Genomic DNA, 13,841 nt, shown 5'->3' on the forward strand with positions numbered 1-13,841 from the left:
GCTTGACAAACAAAACCCAGGGATGTCTTCACGGACCTCATCGAGAGAGGCAGCACGGCGGGTCTCCTCGGCTGGTGCTCCGCGGGGCCTTGACCAGCACGGCTACCGCCGACCCACCGCACACCACGCAGCCGGGGAAACCTCAGTGAGGCCGTGAGCCCCACCGCCCAGCCGTCGGGCGCCGCACTGCCGGAAATCTCATTGGTGGGCTAGTTCCACCGCCCGGCCGCCGCACATCGCGCTGCTGGGGAAGCCTCAGTGGGGCCGTGAGTCCCAGGGCCTGGCCGTCGAACATCGGACTGCCGGGAAACCTCATTGGGGTACAAGTCCTGCCACTCAACTGCCCATCGCCGCGCTGCCGGGGGAACCTCGTCGGGGCACTAGCTCCGCCACCCAGCCGCCGCTCACCGCGCTACCGGAAAGACCTCATTGGGGCGCGAGCCCCACCATCCAACCGCCGCCGTTGCACCCAAAGCATCGAGGCGCCCAGCCCCTCCCGCGCACCCCGATACGAAGCCTCTCTGCGGTCGGTGGGTGCTTGTCAAGGCATCTTTCCCGCCTTGACAAGCACCCGCCGACCGTCAGCACAATCAAGCTTCGGGGTGCCCCACGCAACCAAGCCGGGCCAATATCGCCGCCAGGCGACGAGCCGAGACCCCCCGGGAGATCAGACACCCCCAGCAGGCACAAGCAACGCATTAACCGCCGCAGTACGAATCGTAGACGCCACACTCTCCACATCCAGCCCGCTATTAAACTGCGGCACCGAATTAATCATAGAAAAAACAGCATGCGTCAACACCCGATTCTGCGCATCCGACAAATCCGGCCGCAACCGCTCCACCAGCGCACTCCACTCCTCGGCATAGAGCCGCATCATCCGCCGCATCCGATGCCGCTCCTCCTCGGGCACGTTGTGCTCATTCTTCAAGAACACCAACGTAGAAGGCACATTCTGCAGACTCCGCGTAACGTGATAGTCGATCATCGCCTCGAGCGCCTTACGCGGATCAGTAACCTCCGCAGCAGTCTCGCGCGCATTGGCCAGCAAATCCTTCAACGGATCCTCGAGCACCGCGATCAGCAACGCCTGCTTGCTGGGAAAATGCCGGTAAAGAGCAGGCCCGGTAACGCCAGCCCGCGCACCGATCATCTCGGTGGTGACCGCGTCGAAAGCCCGCTCGTGGAACAACTCGCCGGCGACCTTGATCAGCGTCTGCCTGCGCGAGGAACGCGGCGACGCGGCGCGAGATGAGCTCGTCATGACCCGAGTCTAGGTGAGAGGCCGATAACGAGCCGCCGCGTGCTCCGCCAGCAGGTCCGCGACCCCGCTGAGGCAGGCAAAGCCCAGGTCGGAAGACATCCCGCGCGGATCGCCGAGCACCCCGTTCGGAGCAACCGCCTTGACGCCTCCGGTTAATACCCGAGCCAGCAGGGCATCGTCCATCGGCTCAGCAAGACCAGGAGCGACCCGATCGGCACGCACCGACTCCGGCCGAAGTGCGAGCATGATCGAGCTTTCGGCGACATCAGCGTGTCCGCCGACTTGGCTGGCTAGATCGGCGACGGCAGTGCGCCAGGCATCGAGAACCGCGGCCGAGTCGGCGAACGCGACCACATCCAGCTCAGCGGTCAGACGAGAGGGGAGCTTTGCCTCGATCTCGCTCAGCAGCGGATAGTTGCCGATGTGCGCGGAGAAGATCAACACCCGCCGAAACCCATGTACAGCAAGGCTTTCGCAGCAGTCGAAACAGATGGCTTCCAGCGTTTCGGGCCGCACCGACAACGTCCCCGGGAAGCCGAGATGATGGGCGGAGCAGCCAAGGCGCACGGTCGGCAGGACGAGCGCATCGCCGAGCCGCTCCGCCACGAGCACGCCCAGCCGGTCGGCATGGTCGCTGTCGACCGACAGCGGCAGGTGCGCGCCGTGCTGTTCGGTAGCTCCCAGCGGGAGGATCGCGGTCCGCATGCCGCTCGCCAGCGCGTCGGCGACTTCGGGCGAGGTCAGGTGCTCGATCCGCAGCTCGCTCATGCGCTCCTCCAAGCAAAGTTAGTAGCAAGTAACACGTTTCCTCCACGAGAGAGCCTTGACCAAGGGTTGTCTGCGTCTTATGTTATCGACCAATAACATCGGCTGGAAGGGGCGATCATGGACTTCATCCTCATGTCGGAGGGGGACACCCCGGTCGGGCTCACCCACGAACACCGCTACCGAGAACTGGTCGAGGAGGTGCTGCTCGCCGAGCAGGTCGGCTTCGACGCGTTCGGGAGTTCCGAACAGCACGTCGCCATCGGGACGGCGACCGTGTCCGCGCCGGAGGTGCTCTATCCGTACCTGATGGCGCTCACGAGCCGGATCCGCTTCATCCACCTCGTGACGCTGCTGCCGACGCGCATGAACCACGCGCTGCGCGTCGCGGAACGGATCGCGACCGAGGACATCCTGTCCAACGGCCGGATCGAACTCGGCACCGGCCGCGGCAACACGACGCTCGCGCTGCGGGCGTTCGAGGTGGACCCGACGGAGAACAAATCCCAGTGGCGCGAAGGGATCGAGCTGATCCGCCGGGCGTTCCTCGACGATCCGTTCTCCTTCGTGGGCGAGCACTACAAGATCCCGCCGCGCAGCCTGGTGCCGAAGCCGTTGCAGGCACCGTATCCGCCGATCTCGGTCGCCGCGGGCAGCCCGAGTTCGGTCGAAACCGCCGCCGCGATGGGCATCGGCGCGATCATGGGCGGGTTCTACCTCGGCTACGACCTCGTGGAGAACATGCTGAAGCTCTACGACGAGACCCTCGCCGCCACCACCCACCCGTACCCGATCACGCCGCGCAAGATGGTGCTGGTCAGCGGCGGCATGCACTGCGCCGAAACGACCGCGCTGGCCCGCGAACAGGCCCGGCCACTGTTCGAGATGTCCAAGCTTTCCACCGACGCGTACGGGCGGCTGGCGAAGCTCTCCCAGGACTACGCCTACATGGGTGCGATCAACGACGTCGATTTCAGCGACGAGGAGTACCTGTTCGAGCGCTCGCAGGGCTTCCTCGTCGGCGACCCGGAGCATTGCGTCGAGCACGTCCAGCGGTACGCGGACATGGGCGTGGAGTCGCTGGTGTTGCGAGTGGACAGTCTCCCGCACGACCAGTTGATGCGGTCGATCGAACTGTTCGGCAAGTACGTGATCCCGCGGTTCAAGCATCCGCGCAACGTGGTGCGCCCTGCCGACGACGTGCTGGCCGGCATTCGCGCCGCGCGTCCGGCGCACGAGGAAGCGCTGCGCCGGTTCCAGTCCGAGAACCAGACCGCGGAGGCAGTCCGATGAGCGATCTTTACCAGCACGGCAGCGGAAACGTGCTCGTCGAGCGCCCGGCCGACGGCGTCCTGTTGATCACGATCAACCGGCCCGAGCGGTACAACGCGCTGCTGATGCCGATGTTCGACGAGCTGAGCGAGATCTGGGCCGACGTGGAGCGCGACGACGAGACGCGGGTCGTCGTGGTGACCGGGGCGGGCAAGGCGTTTTGCACCGGAATGGACGTGCGCGAACCCGATCCGACGCCGGAAGCGGCGCTCGCGATGCTGGAATCCGAGCGCCGGCGGATTTCGACGGTGCTCCGGATCGAAAAGCCGATCATTTCCGCGATCAACGGACCGGCGGTCGGTTACGGCCTGTCGACGGCGTTGCTCGCGGACATCAGCATCGCCGCCGAAGACGCGGTGCTGATCGAGGGCCACACCAAGGTCGGCGTGACCGCGGGCGACCACGCCGCGTTGATCTGGCCGCTGCTGGTCGGGATGGCCAAGACGAAGTATTACGTGCTGACCTCGGAAAAGCTGACCGGAGCGGAGGCTGAACGGATCGGGCTCGTGAGCCTGGCCGTGCCTCGCGAACAAGTGCTCCCGCGTGCCTTGGAGGTCGCCACTCAGCTCGCGCAGGGATCGCAGCAGGCGCTCCGGTTCACGAAACGCGCGCTCAACATGTGGCTCACGAATGCGTTGCCGCAGCACGAGTTGTCCGGTGCGCTGGAAATTCTCGACTTCGCCGGAGCGGATTACCGGGAAGCGCGCCAAGCGTTCCGGGAAAAGCGTGCTCCGGTTTTCCCGTCCGCTTCCGGCGTACCGGCGACATGACCACCGCTTCGCTCAGCGGCGTCCAGTTGTCCGGGGAAACGGACGGCGCGGTGGTCCTGACCCTGTGCCGTCCGCCCGCGAACGCGCTCAGCAACTCGCTGATCAGCCGGCTGGCCACGACGCTGGAAGACCTCGCCCATGGCCCGAACGCTCCCGCCGTCGTCCTGACCGGCGCGGGCGACCGGTTCTTCTGCGCGGGCGGCGACCTCAAGGAAGCGGTCGGTTACGACGCCGAGTCGATGGCCGAGCGGATGACCGCGTTCCATGCGCTGCTCTGCGCACTGGAGAAGTATCCCCGGCCGCTGGTGTGCGCGGTGAACGGATGGTGCGTCGGCGGCGGGATCGAGATGGCGTTGTTCTCCGATTTCGTTTGCGCGTCATCGCGAGCGCGGTTCGTCTTCCCTGAGGTCGACCACGGAATGTTGCCTGCGGTGAAAGGGATCGCCCGGGTCCGCGAGGTGCTGGGCGACCGTGGCGCCCGGCGGCTGTTGCTGGGCGGGGAATCCGTCGACGCGCCCGAGGCGAAAGCGCTGGGCATCGTCGACGAAGTGGTTGAGCCGGGGGAGTTGCTGGAGGCCGCGTCCGCACACGCACGCGCGGCGGCGGCGAAACCGCCCGCGGTGTTCGCGGCCCTGAAACTGGCTCTCCTCCAGGAAACCGCCGGCTGGCCGGACGAGAAACAACTACGGGGCACGGCCGCCGATGCGCGAACAGTTTTCACCGACCCTGCCGCACGAGCTGCCCGGGAGGCATGGAATGGCTGACGTATCGCACGATCTGGACCCGGCCGTCTTCCGTTCGGCGCTGTCCCGTTTCCCGTCCGGCGTCACGATCGTGACGACCCGCGGCGAGGACGGCACGCTGCACGGATTCACCGCGAGTTCCTTCGCTTCGCTGTCGCTCGATCCGCCGCTGGTGCTCGTGTGCCTCGACCGGGGCGCGACGTGTTTCCCGGTCTTCATGGCGGCCGAGCGGTTCGTCGTGAACGTGGTGACTCCCTCGCACGCCGAGCTGGCGACGAGGTTCGCCACGAAGGGCGAGAACAAGTTCGCGTACGGGAGCTTCGAGTTCGACGACCAGGGCCATCCGCTCCTTCCGGACGCGGCGGCGATCCTCCGCTGTGAACTGGAGCAGGCGGTGCCCGGCGGGGATCACGTGATCCTCATCGGCCGGGTGCGCGAGGCGCGGGTCGGCGGCGGGCGGCCCGTGACGTGGTACCGGGGTGACTTCCTCCACCTCGGCGAGCGTGCCGCGTGAGCGCCGCCGGAGCACGGCTCGCGGCGGGAAGAGAGGGCAGGGCATGGAGCTGACCGAGTTCGAACCGGAGCGGACGCTGCCGGGCCTGCTGCTCGACCGCGCCCGCCGCGAGCCGGACGCCGTCGCGCTGCGGTATTCGCGCGGCGGGGCGATGCGGGCGATCACCTGGCGGACCTACCTCGACCGGGTGCGCGAACTCGCGTTCGGCCTGGTCGCGCAGGGGGTCCGGCACGGCGACCGGGTCGCGGTGATGAGCAGCGCGCGGCCGGAATGGGTGTTCGCCGCGCTGGCGGTGCAGAGCGTCGGCGGGGTCGTGATCGGGGTGTATCCGACCAACTCGCCTGCCGAGATCGAACAGGTGCTCGCGCACAGCGAGGCGGTCGCGTTCATCGGTGAGACGGAAACGGAACTCGCCAAGGTCGCGAAGATCGCCGGGAACACTCCGGACCTGCGGCTGGTCGCCGGAATCGAGGCGGCCCCACCGGACCTTCCCGCGGGGATCACCGGCGTGAGCTGGGACGACCTGCGCGCGGCCGGGGAACCGGACGCGTTGGCCGAGCTGATCGCCGCCACGACGCTCGACGACCCGGCCGTCCTCTTCTACACGTCCGGCTCCACCGGGGTTCCCAAGGGCGTCACCCATTCCCACCGCACGCTGCAGCACGCGATCCAGAGTGTCATCGGCCTGTACCCGGAGAGCCGGACCGCGCGGCACGACGTCGTCGGGTTCCTGCCGCTGGCGCACGTCGCGCCCGCGGTACTGCTCGTTTTCACCCCGCTGCACACGCGGTTGGTCGTGACCTTCTGCCGGATCGAGGACTACGGCGAGGTGCTGCGTGCGGTACGGCCGACGGTCGTGCTGTGGCCGCCTCGTTTCTACGAGAAGCTCGCCGCCGAGCTGATCGCCCTCGCTGAGTCCTGGACGGGAATCCGCCGCCTCGCGTACCGGGCCGCGATGCGGATCGGCCGCCGGATGGCCGAGCGGCGGTGGTCCGGCCGTCGTGCGCCGGTGCCGCTGAGGATTGCTTACGCTGCCGCGGTTCGGGCAGTTTTCGTTCCGCTGCGGGCAAGTCTCGGCATGGACCGGCTGCGCGTCGCGTGGACGGCTTCGGCGGCCATGCCGGAAAGCGTCGTGGCGCTGTGGCAGATCTGGGGCCTCGACCTGCGCGAGAACTACGGGCTCACCGAGACCGGCGGGTGCCCGATCGGGCAGTTCGGGCAGCCGTTCCCGCGTCCGGGGCGGATCGGCCGGGAGTTCGCGGACCCGCGCTACCAGGTGAAAATCGCCGCCGACCGGGAGATGCTGATCCGCGCGCCGTTGCTGTTCAGCGGGTACTGGCGGAACCCCGGGGAAACCGAAGCGGTCTTCGAGGACGGCTGGTTCCGCACCGGCGATCTGATGGAGCGGACCGCCGACGGGGACATCCGGCTGATCGGGCGGAAGAAGGACGTGATCATCACCCGGGGCGGCAAGACCGTCGACCCGCAGCCGATCGAGATCCGGCTGAAGGAGAGCGTGCTGATCGAGGAAGCGATCGTGGTCGGCGACGGGCGGAAGTACCTGACCGTCCTGATCGAACCGGGTGCGACCGCGAGCGCGGAGCTGGACGGGCGCTTGCGGGCCGAGGTGGAGCGGGTCAACGCGGACCTCGCGCGGGCGGAGCAGTTGAAGGATTTCCGGGTGCTGCCGCGGCCGTTGGAAGCTTCGCGAGGCGAGCGGACGGCGAACGGGAAGGTCAAGCGCGCGGCGGTCGTGGGTTCGTTCGCGGGGCTGATCGACGAGATGTACGACGCGGACGACGACGCGGCGATCGCGGACCACGTACGGAGGCCGCGCTAGGCGAGCCGCAGCGGGACATGGTCCCGCTGCGGCTCTGTTACTGGGGTCCGTAGACGACGATGGTGTTGCCCCACGGATCGCGGGCTACTGCACGGACTTCGTGCGGGCCCTGTTCCGCTTGCCGGACAACGGTTCCACCACCGGCGACCAGCGCGGCCAGCGCGGCGGTGACGTCAGGCACCTTGAACGACGCGGCCGGAACCCCGTCGGTGACGTCTTCTTCCGGACCGGCGAGGGCGAGGGTCGTTCCGCCCGCGTCGAGGGCTGCGTAGCGGTCTCCGTCGACGAATTTCGCGGACAGGCCGAAGGTCGTGGCGTAGAACCGCACGGCTGAGCTGACGTCGGCGACGGGATGCAGCACGTTCCCGATCTTGGCCGGTTCCGGGGATTCGTTCACCAGTCGAGCCTAACCCGCATGATCCCGGAGCGGGCGGGTATGCCGGAGGGAGAACCCGAGGAAGGGAGCGCCATGTCTGACGTCCGGGAGTATTTAACGGAAGTCGAGTACCCGTGCGAGCGCGACGAGCTCCTCCGCCGGGCCGCCGCGAAGGGGGCGGGCGACGACGTCATCGGGCATCTCGGCAAGCTGCCCGAGCAGCGGTACGAGAACCTCGACGCGGTGCACCGGCTGCTCGGCGACGACATCGACCCGCACGGGTGAGGGCGCCTCAGTCCGCGACGCCTTTCTTCTGGTCGATGAACGTCTGCCGCTCCGGGGTGACCTGGAGGATGACGCGTTCGGACTTGATCGCGTCCGGCGGGTAGTCGCCGCCGGTGTACTTGCGGGCGAGCTGGTCCACCTGCGACCGCGCCCGCTCGCCGGTCTCGATGCCGGTCACGCGGCCGCGGACTTCCGCGTACCGGTACGGGTCCTGCTCGTCGCGGATGAGGACGGTGATCCGGTCGTCGCGCTCGACGTTGCGGTACTTCACCCGGTGGGTTTCGGTGTTGAGCACGATCCTGCCGTTCTCGACGTGCACCCAGATCATCTGCGTCTGCAGCCTGCCGCTCGGCAGCACCGTGGTGACCGCGGCGAAGTTCTTGCCGGTGGCGAGCTCTTCGGTTTCGGGCAGCAGTTTCGGGCCGTCGGCGGTGCTGGCGGGCACGGCAACTCCTCACGGTCGACGTCACGGGCCGCCCTGCGGGTAGCCCGGCTGACCGGCGGGTAAACGCGACGTCAGAGCCAGACCAGCCCGGCGAGGACGGCGACGCCCGCGAGCAGCCACGCCACGTAGTCGCCGACCTGGCCGGAGTGCGCGCGGTGCAGGACGGTGAGGGCTTCGTGCACTGGTTTCGGGGCCCGGCGTCGCGACCACAGCGCGAGTGCGGTGGCGGCGAGGGTGAGGACGGCGGTCGCGGCGGCGGACAGCAGGCCGGGGCCGGTCCAGGACAGTTCGGGCGCCGTCGCGGGGAGTGGCGACGGCAGTGTCGGCAGGACGTCGTGGAGGTAGCCCGCTCGGTCGACCGCCTGCGCACCGGCGGCCGCGGCGACGTCGCGGATCCACGGCACGATCCCGGCGGCCAGCGCGAAAGCGAGCAGGACGACGATGGCGGCCAGCATCGGGATCGGGGTGCGTTCGATCGGCCGGCCGGTCTCGGGTTCCTCGCCGGAACCGGGTGTCGTGTCCTCGGAATCGTCGTCGGGCGGCCTGCCGAGTCCGAAGTAGACTCGGAGCCCGGCGCGCAGCACCGCCGCGGCGGTCAGGGCGGAAATGATCGCGAACACGATCATCAGCCACTCCGGACCGGCGTGTTCGGCGGCGTCTTTGCCGAGCGCCAGGCCGAACGGCGGCAGCCCGGCGAGGGCGGCTGCGGCGATGAGGAACAGCACTGCTTCGGTCCGTGAATGTGTTGCGCGGCCGAAGAGATCGTCCTCGTCGACGCTGCCGTAGCGGTCCTTCAACACGCCGGTCAGGAGGAACAGTGCGCCCTTTGCTCCAGCGTGTCCGAGTACGGAGAGCACGAACGCGGCGGTCGCTTCGCCACCGGTGGCGGCGAGTCCGCAGAGGAACAGTCCAATGTGGGCGATGGTCGAGTAGGCCAGCAAGCGTTTCAGATGCCGCTGAGTGAAGCACAGCACGGCACCGAGGACAGCGCTGGCGATCCCGGCGGTGAGGTAGATCCGGCTGACGGTGGCGTCGTCGAGTACCGCCCCGAACACGGTCGTGCGGACGCGGAGGACGCCGTAGAGCCCGAGTTCGACCATGACGCCGGAGAACAGCACGCACACCGGCGTCGGAGCGACGGCGTGCGCGTCGGCGAGCCAGAAATGGAACGGCACGCTCGCGGCTTTGACCAGCAATCCGGTGCACACCAACACGAACGCGGCGATGACCAGCGCGTCCGCGGGTCGGCCGTCGAGCGCGACGCCCAGCTGCGCGAGCCCGAGCTGGCCGCCGCGGGCGTAGAGCAGGCCGATGCCCATCAGCGTGAAGTACGCGCCGAGGGAGTTGACGACGCCGAAGTTCAGCGCGCCCTGCACCGAGTCCGCCTCCTCGATCCGGTACCCGGTCAGCGCGTAGGCGACGCCGCTCATCAGCTCGAAGAACACGAACAGCGTGAACAGGTCGCCGGTGAAGAGGAAGCCGATCATGCCGGTCAGGAAGAGCAGCATCATCGCGTGGTAGCGGGCTTCGACGGCCTCGAAGTAATGCCAGCTGTAGAGCAGCGCGCAGACGGTCAGGAACGCGGCCAGCACGGCGAACGTCGTGTTCAACCCGTCCGCGACGAGCACGATGCCGACCGAGCGGGTGCCTTCCGGACCTTGGCGGCCGAGCCAGCTGACCACCCGCTCGTGGTGCGCGGCGGTCAGCAGGACCACGCACAGTACGCACACCGCCGCCGCGGTCACCGTGGCCGTCACGTCGACGACGACGCGGGGGAGTTTGCCGCCGAGGCCGAGCAGCAGGCAGGCGGCGAGCAGCGGGACGGCGATGGCGAGTGCGGGCAGGGTCGTCATGGTCAGCCGCGCAGGGCCCGCAGTTCGTCGGGATCGACCGTGCCGTGGCGGCGCGAGATCTGCAGCGTCAGTGCGAGCAGGAGCGCGGTGATGGTCGCCGAGACGACGATGTCGGTGAGCGTCATGGCCTGCACCATCGGGTCGACCACCGGCTGCGCCTGCCCCTGCGAGACGATCGGGGCGGTGGCCTGGTCCTGGTAGCCGATCGCGAGCAGCAGGACATACGTGCCGGATTGCGCGACCGACAGCGAGACCACGGTGTGCACGAGATGGCGGCTGCGCATGATCCCGGCGCAGCCGAGCAGCAACAGCCACGCCGCCACGCCATAGCAGGCCGCCGACACCACGCCCGTCACTGTTCCTCCAGCCCGTGCACGAAGAACCGCGAGAGCAGGACGACGAATCCGGCAGCGACCTCGATGCCGATCAGCACGCTCAGCACGAGAACGGTCCCGGACGACAGCAGCGAGCCGAATTGGCCGAGTGGCAATACGTTCGCGAGGAACGAGCCGCCGATGGCGAGTCCCAGCAGGCCGGTCACGACGTACAGGCCGGTGGCCGCCGCTTCGGCGTATTCGCACCAGTCGATCGGGCGCAGCCGGGCGAGCGCGCGGTAGCTGCCGGAGAGGTAGAGCAGATGCCAGCCGGTGGCGAGGACGACGCCGCCTTGGAAACCGCCGCCGGGCGTCAGGTGCCCGTGCACGACGATGTCGATGCCCAGCAGCACCGAGACCGGCAGGAGCAGGAAACCGGCGAGCTTCACGGCGGGCAGGACGTAGCCGGTCCCGTCCGTTTCCGGCTCCTTCTCGGGCGGTTGCAGCAGCGCGAGCGTGCCGACGACGGCGGCGGCGACGATGGTTTCCTCGCCGAGGGTGTCGAGCGCGCGGAGGTCGAAGTTGATCGAGGACACCAGGTTCGGGGTGATTTCCCGGAACCCCATCGGCAGCACCAGATCCCGGTAGACGTGGCTCGCGGATCCGGCGGCGGGCATCCGGGTGAACGCGGCGATGAACAGCGCCGCGACCCCGGCCAGCCCGGCGGCTCCGACGACGTCGCGGGTCCTCATCGCTTCCCCGTCTTCCGCAGGGTCAGCAGGACGAGCAGCGGGACGATCGCCGCGCCGACGGCGAGTTCGGACAGCGCGACGTCCGGTGCTTGGAAAACTACGAAAAGCACGGTGAGGCAGAGGGAAAACACCGTGAGCGTGATCGCTTGCCGCTTCGGGTCGTGCGTGGCGACGACGGCGAATCCGGCCGCGGCGACCAGTGCGAGGGCGACGAGCAGCACGGCGGCTGTCATGACGGAAGGTCCTCGTCGATCTCGCCGCGGTCGCGGGCTTCGAGCCGGGCGTTGGCCGATTGCAGGATCGGACTGGTGACCGCCAGCAGGACGACCGTCGCGAGGATCGCGCCCGAGCCGAGGTGGACGCCGTTGACCAGGACGAGCCCGACCCCGATGAGCGGCGCGCCGAGCGTGGTCGCCGGGGTGAGCAGGTGCAGGCGCGTCAGCAGGTCTTTCGCGCGCAGCAGGCCGACGGCCGAGGCGAGGACGACGAACACCCCGGCGAACACGAGAATCTGCGCGGCGAGGGTCATCGGGTCCCCAGGAGCCGCGCGAAGACGAGCGTTCCGGCGAAGGCGAGGACGGTCAGCGTCAAGGGGAGGATGACGGCGCTGGACGGGCCGTACGCCTGGACGAGCAGCAGGAGCGTCAGGATGGTGACGGTGCCGGCGAACTGCATCCCGGCGAGCCGCTCGATCGCGGTGCCCCGGGCGGCGAGCCACAACGCGGTGCCGAGACCGCCTGCCATCAGGAGCAGCGCGGCGAGGAGCAGCCACGTCATCGCGTCACCCGATCGAGGGTCGAGGAGCCGGGGAGCAGCCGGTGGATGACGAGGTCACTGTCGTCTGGCGGGCTCGCGACGACCATTGCGCCCGGAGTGCAGCCGACGACCACTGTCGCTATGGCGAGGCGTGCTTCGTGCTGCGCGCGCGGTTCGGCTGGGACGGTGACTTTTTCGCACTTTCCGGCAGACGGTCGTTGGAAGACCTTGCGCAATGCGGCGACGGATTCGCTGACGGCGGCTTTGGGCAGCGGTGCGAGCCAGGTGAGCCAGTTCGGTTTGAGCTGCCACCCCCCGTGCATCGCCCGGCGTGCGGAACGGGCGGCGACCGCGCAGACCGCCGCGGCGCCGGCGCCGACGATCAGTTCCGGTGCGGACGGGGTGGACAGCGTGAGAGTCCACAGCCCGGTCAGGGCAAGCCACCACAGCAGAATCTCGATCGCAGCGCGCATGTCTCACCTCGGGCAGGGGCTACCCACTTCGGAGACCCGCCAATCCGGCGCGGTTCGCTCAGGATGCGCCGCCAGCCGCCCGTGAAGGGAACCCTGGGGGAATCAGAGTCAGTGCCAGGAACTTAAGGCGAGGTTGCGGGTGCGGTTGAGTCGTGGCTGCCCGGGCCGGGTGACCCCGGTGAAGGTACGTGAGGGGAACCCTGAGGGAATCTGATTCCCTCAGGGTTCCCCCACGTACGTTGGCCTTGCCCGGCGCGTCCTGTGCGCCGGGCAGCGGGGCGACGCGGCTTAAGTTCATGGCATGGGGAATCAGAGTCAATGAGGGTTCCCCTCACGTACCTCAACCCACGACGATGGTGTGGTCGGTGCGCGGGGCCAGCTCGCCGATCACGGGGTAGCCCGGCAGTTCGCCCGCCACCAGCAGGCCGCCGGAGGTTTGGGCATCCGCCAGCAGCAGGGCTTCTTCCTCGGAGATCCGGGAGAGATCGGTGTGCGGCCGGACCCAGTCGAGATTCCGGCGAGTCCCGCCGCTGACATACCCGTCGCGCAGCGCCTCCCGCGCGCCCTCGAGATACGGGACGGCCGCCGGGTCCAGCCGCGCGGTGACGCCGCTCGCCCGGGCCAGTTTGTGCAGGTGGCCGAGCAACCCGAAGCCGGTGACGTCGGTCGCGCACACCGCGCCCGCCTCCAGCGCGGCGGCCGACGCAGCGCGGTTGAGCTCGGTCATCGCGGCGATCGCCTCCTCGGAGCGTTCGCCGGTCGCCTTGTGCCGCGAGTTCAGCACGCCGATCCCGAGCGGCTTGGTCAGCGTGAGCGGCGTGCCCGGCTTGCCCGAATCGTTGCGCAGCAAGCGGTCCGGGTCCGCGGTGCCGGTGACGGCGAGGCCGTACTTGGGTTCCGGGTCATCGACGCTGTGCCCGCCGGACAGATGGCATCCGGCTCGCGCGCAGACGTCCAAGCCGCCGCGCAGCGCCTCCGCGGCCAGTTCGAACGGCAGCACCTCGCGCGGCCAGCCGAGGAGATTGACCGCGACCACCGGGACGCCGCCCATCGCGTACACGTCGGACAGCGCGTTCGCGGCGGCGATCCGGCCCCAGTCGTACGGGTCGTCGACGACCGGGGTGAAAAAGTCCGTCGTCGCGATCAGCGCGATGTTCCCGGCGATCCGGACGGCCGCCGCGTCGTCGCCGTCGTCGAGGCCGACCAGGAGTTCGCCGGGCGGGTTTCGCGGCGCCGCACCGGACAGGCCGCGGACGATCGTTTCCAGTTCGCCGGGCGGGATTTTGCACGCGCAGCCGCCGCCGTGCGCGTACTGGGTCAGCCTCATGCTTTTCATCATGCGGGGGCGCGACGGTCTTG

The 13,841-nt window shown here is 68.8% G+C and carries 18 protein-coding genes; 6 read left to right on the plus strand and 12 right to left on the minus strand.

The window, feature by feature from the left end; genetic code table 11:
* Positions 1-667: 667 nt before the first annotated feature.
* The gene (locus tag EIZ45_RS41530) at positions 668-1,264 is read right to left on the minus strand and encodes a TetR/AcrR family transcriptional regulator (RefSeq protein ID WP_043839820.1); all 597 of its coding nucleotides are present in this window, start codon (positions 1,262-1,264) and stop codon (positions 668-670) included.
* Positions 1,265-1,273: 9 nt separating this feature from the next.
* Entirely contained in the window at positions 1,274-2,032 is a 759-nt protein-coding gene (locus EIZ45_RS41535) for a creatininase family protein (RefSeq protein WP_134669286.1), read from the minus strand.
* Between the two features lie 117 nt (positions 2,033-2,149).
* Between EIZ45_RS41535 and EIZ45_RS41540 the strand changes: the two genes are divergently transcribed.
* Genes EIZ45_RS41540 through EIZ45_RS41560 form a run of 5 tightly spaced genes read left to right on the plus strand, consistent with a single transcriptional unit; the run spans position 2,150 to position 7,228 of the window.
* On the plus strand, positions 2,150-3,322 hold the full coding sequence (locus EIZ45_RS41540) for an LLM class flavin-dependent oxidoreductase (RefSeq protein ID WP_043839824.1): 1,173 nt from the start codon (positions 2,150-2,152) through the stop codon (positions 3,320-3,322).
* On the plus strand, positions 3,319-4,131 hold the full coding sequence (locus EIZ45_RS41545) for an enoyl-CoA hydratase/isomerase family protein (RefSeq protein ID WP_134669284.1): 813 nt from the start codon (positions 3,319-3,321) through the stop codon (positions 4,129-4,131). Before EIZ45_RS41540 ends, EIZ45_RS41545 begins: the two co-directional genes overlap by 4 nt.
* On the plus strand, positions 4,128-4,895 hold the full coding sequence (locus EIZ45_RS41550; protein WP_134669281.1) for an enoyl-CoA hydratase/isomerase family protein: 768 nt from the start codon (positions 4,128-4,130) through the stop codon (positions 4,893-4,895). Before EIZ45_RS41545 ends, EIZ45_RS41550 begins: the two co-directional genes overlap by 4 nt.
* Complete coding sequence (locus tag EIZ45_RS41555) at positions 4,888-5,388, plus strand: flavin reductase family protein (protein WP_134669279.1); 501 nt, start codon at positions 4,888-4,890, stop codon at positions 5,386-5,388. Before EIZ45_RS41550 ends, EIZ45_RS41555 begins: the two co-directional genes overlap by 8 nt.
* 43 nt (positions 5,389-5,431) lie before the next feature.
* Entirely contained in the window at positions 5,432-7,228 is a 1,797-nt protein-coding gene (locus EIZ45_RS41560) for a long-chain fatty acid--CoA ligase (protein ID WP_134669277.1), read from the plus strand.
* 37 nt (positions 7,229-7,265) lie between these two features.
* Here the strand turns inward: EIZ45_RS41560 and EIZ45_RS41565 are convergent, their stop codons facing one another.
* Positions 7,266-7,625: a VOC family protein gene (locus tag EIZ45_RS41565; protein WP_240690923.1), complete on the minus strand. Its 360-nt coding sequence runs from the start codon at positions 7,623-7,625 to the stop codon at positions 7,266-7,268.
* 72 nt (positions 7,626-7,697) lie between these two features.
* On the opposite strand from EIZ45_RS41565, the gene EIZ45_RS41570 reads away from it, so the two are divergent.
* Complete coding sequence (locus tag EIZ45_RS41570; RefSeq protein ID WP_199817499.1) at positions 7,698-7,889, plus strand: DUF2795 domain-containing protein; 192 nt, start codon at positions 7,698-7,700, stop codon at positions 7,887-7,889.
* A gap of 7 nt (positions 7,890-7,896) precedes the next feature.
* Here EIZ45_RS41570 and EIZ45_RS41575 read toward each other — a convergent pair whose 3' ends face one another.
* The 9 genes from EIZ45_RS41575 to selD form a co-directional block, all read right to left on the minus strand.
* Positions 7,897-8,334, minus strand: coding sequence for a PPOX class F420-dependent oxidoreductase (locus EIZ45_RS41575; RefSeq protein ID WP_043839832.1), 438 nt, complete (start codon positions 8,332-8,334; stop codon positions 7,897-7,899).
* 71 nt (positions 8,335-8,405) lie between these two features.
* Positions 8,406-10,187 carry a complex I subunit 5 family protein gene (locus tag EIZ45_RS41580; RefSeq protein WP_134669273.1) on the minus strand — a complete coding sequence of 594 codons (1,782 nt, stop codon included), beginning with the start codon at positions 10,185-10,187 and terminating at the stop codon, positions 8,406-8,408.
* Between the two features lie 2 nt (positions 10,188-10,189).
* Entirely contained in the window at positions 10,190-10,543 is a 354-nt protein-coding gene (locus EIZ45_RS41585) for an NADH-quinone oxidoreductase subunit K (protein ID WP_078870357.1), read from the minus strand.
* On the minus strand, positions 10,540-11,253 hold the full coding sequence (locus tag EIZ45_RS41590; protein WP_134669271.1) for an MnhB domain-containing protein: 714 nt from the start codon (positions 11,251-11,253) through the stop codon (positions 10,540-10,542). Before EIZ45_RS41590 ends, EIZ45_RS41585 begins: the two co-directional genes overlap by 4 nt.
* Positions 11,250-11,486 carry a DUF4040 domain-containing protein gene (locus EIZ45_RS41595; RefSeq protein WP_116204707.1) on the minus strand — a complete coding sequence of 79 codons (237 nt, stop codon included), beginning with the start codon at positions 11,484-11,486 and terminating at the stop codon, positions 11,250-11,252. Before EIZ45_RS41595 ends, EIZ45_RS41590 begins: the two co-directional genes overlap by 4 nt.
* Positions 11,483-11,782, minus strand: coding sequence for a monovalent cation/H(+) antiporter subunit G (locus EIZ45_RS41600; RefSeq protein WP_134669269.1), 300 nt, complete (start codon positions 11,780-11,782; stop codon positions 11,483-11,485). The genes EIZ45_RS41595 and EIZ45_RS41600 overlap by 4 nt, the downstream gene beginning before the upstream one ends.
* Positions 11,779-12,030, minus strand: coding sequence for a monovalent cation/H+ antiporter complex subunit F (locus EIZ45_RS41605; protein WP_037810694.1), 252 nt, complete (start codon positions 12,028-12,030; stop codon positions 11,779-11,781). Before EIZ45_RS41605 ends, EIZ45_RS41600 begins: the two co-directional genes overlap by 4 nt.
* On the minus strand, positions 12,027-12,482 hold the full coding sequence (locus tag EIZ45_RS41610) for a Na+/H+ antiporter subunit E (RefSeq protein ID WP_134669267.1): 456 nt from the start codon (positions 12,480-12,482) through the stop codon (positions 12,027-12,029). The genes EIZ45_RS41605 and EIZ45_RS41610 overlap by 4 nt, the downstream gene beginning before the upstream one ends.
* 340 nt (positions 12,483-12,822) lie before the next feature.
* Complete coding sequence (gene selD, locus EIZ45_RS41615; protein ID WP_043839969.1) at positions 12,823-13,818, minus strand: selenide, water dikinase SelD; 996 nt, start codon at positions 13,816-13,818, stop codon at positions 12,823-12,825.
* Positions 13,819-13,841 lie beyond the last annotated feature (23 nt).

It is taken from the genome of Amycolatopsis sp. CFH S0740 (genome assembly GCF_004522315.1).
Lineage (GTDB): Bacteria > Actinomycetota > Actinomycetes > Mycobacteriales > Pseudonocardiaceae > Amycolatopsis > Amycolatopsis nivea.

Excerpts from the sequence above, each read along its gene's own strand:
- EIZ45_RS41555 (WP_134669279.1), top strand. The coding sequence starts at position 4,888 with ATGGCTGACGTATCGCACGATCTGGACCCGGCCGTCTTCCGTTCGGCG.
- EIZ45_RS41530 (WP_043839820.1), bottom strand. The coding sequence starts at position 1,264 with ATGACGAGCTCATCTCGCGCCGCGTCGCCGCGTTCCTCGCGCAGGCAG.
- selD (WP_043839969.1), bottom strand. The coding sequence starts at position 13,818 with ATGAAAAGCATGAGGCTGACCCAGTACGCGCACGGCGGCGGCTGCGCG.
- EIZ45_RS41535 (WP_134669286.1), bottom strand. The coding sequence starts at position 2,032 with ATGAGCGAGCTGCGGATCGAGCACCTGACCTCGCCCGAAGTCGCCGAC.
- EIZ45_RS41580 (WP_134669273.1), bottom strand. The coding sequence starts at position 10,187 with ATGACGACCCTGCCCGCACTCGCCATCGCCGTCCCGCTGCTCGCCGCC.
- EIZ45_RS41590 (WP_134669271.1), bottom strand. The coding sequence starts at position 11,253 with ATGAGGACCCGCGACGTCGTCGGAGCCGCCGGGCTGGCCGGGGTCGCG.
- EIZ45_RS41600 (WP_134669269.1), bottom strand. The coding sequence starts at position 11,782 with ATGACCCTCGCCGCGCAGATTCTCGTGTTCGCCGGGGTGTTCGTCGTC.
- EIZ45_RS41570 (WP_199817499.1), top strand. The coding sequence starts at position 7,698 with ATGTCTGACGTCCGGGAGTATTTAACGGAAGTCGAGTACCCGTGCGAG.
- EIZ45_RS41550 (WP_134669281.1), top strand. The coding sequence starts at position 4,128 with ATGACCACCGCTTCGCTCAGCGGCGTCCAGTTGTCCGGGGAAACGGAC.
- EIZ45_RS41545 (WP_134669284.1), top strand. The coding sequence starts at position 3,319 with ATGAGCGATCTTTACCAGCACGGCAGCGGAAACGTGCTCGTCGAGCGC.
- EIZ45_RS41540 (WP_043839824.1), top strand. The coding sequence starts at position 2,150 with ATGGACTTCATCCTCATGTCGGAGGGGGACACCCCGGTCGGGCTCACC.
- EIZ45_RS41560 (WP_134669277.1), top strand. The coding sequence starts at position 5,432 with ATGGAGCTGACCGAGTTCGAACCGGAGCGGACGCTGCCGGGCCTGCTG.
- EIZ45_RS41610 (WP_134669267.1), bottom strand. The coding sequence starts at position 12,482 with ATGCGCGCTGCGATCGAGATTCTGCTGTGGTGGCTTGCCCTGACCGGG.
- EIZ45_RS41605 (WP_037810694.1), bottom strand. The coding sequence starts at position 12,030 with ATGACGTGGCTGCTCCTCGCCGCGCTGCTCCTGATGGCAGGCGGTCTC.
- EIZ45_RS41595 (WP_116204707.1), bottom strand. The coding sequence starts at position 11,486 with ATGACAGCCGCCGTGCTGCTCGTCGCCCTCGCACTGGTCGCCGCGGCC.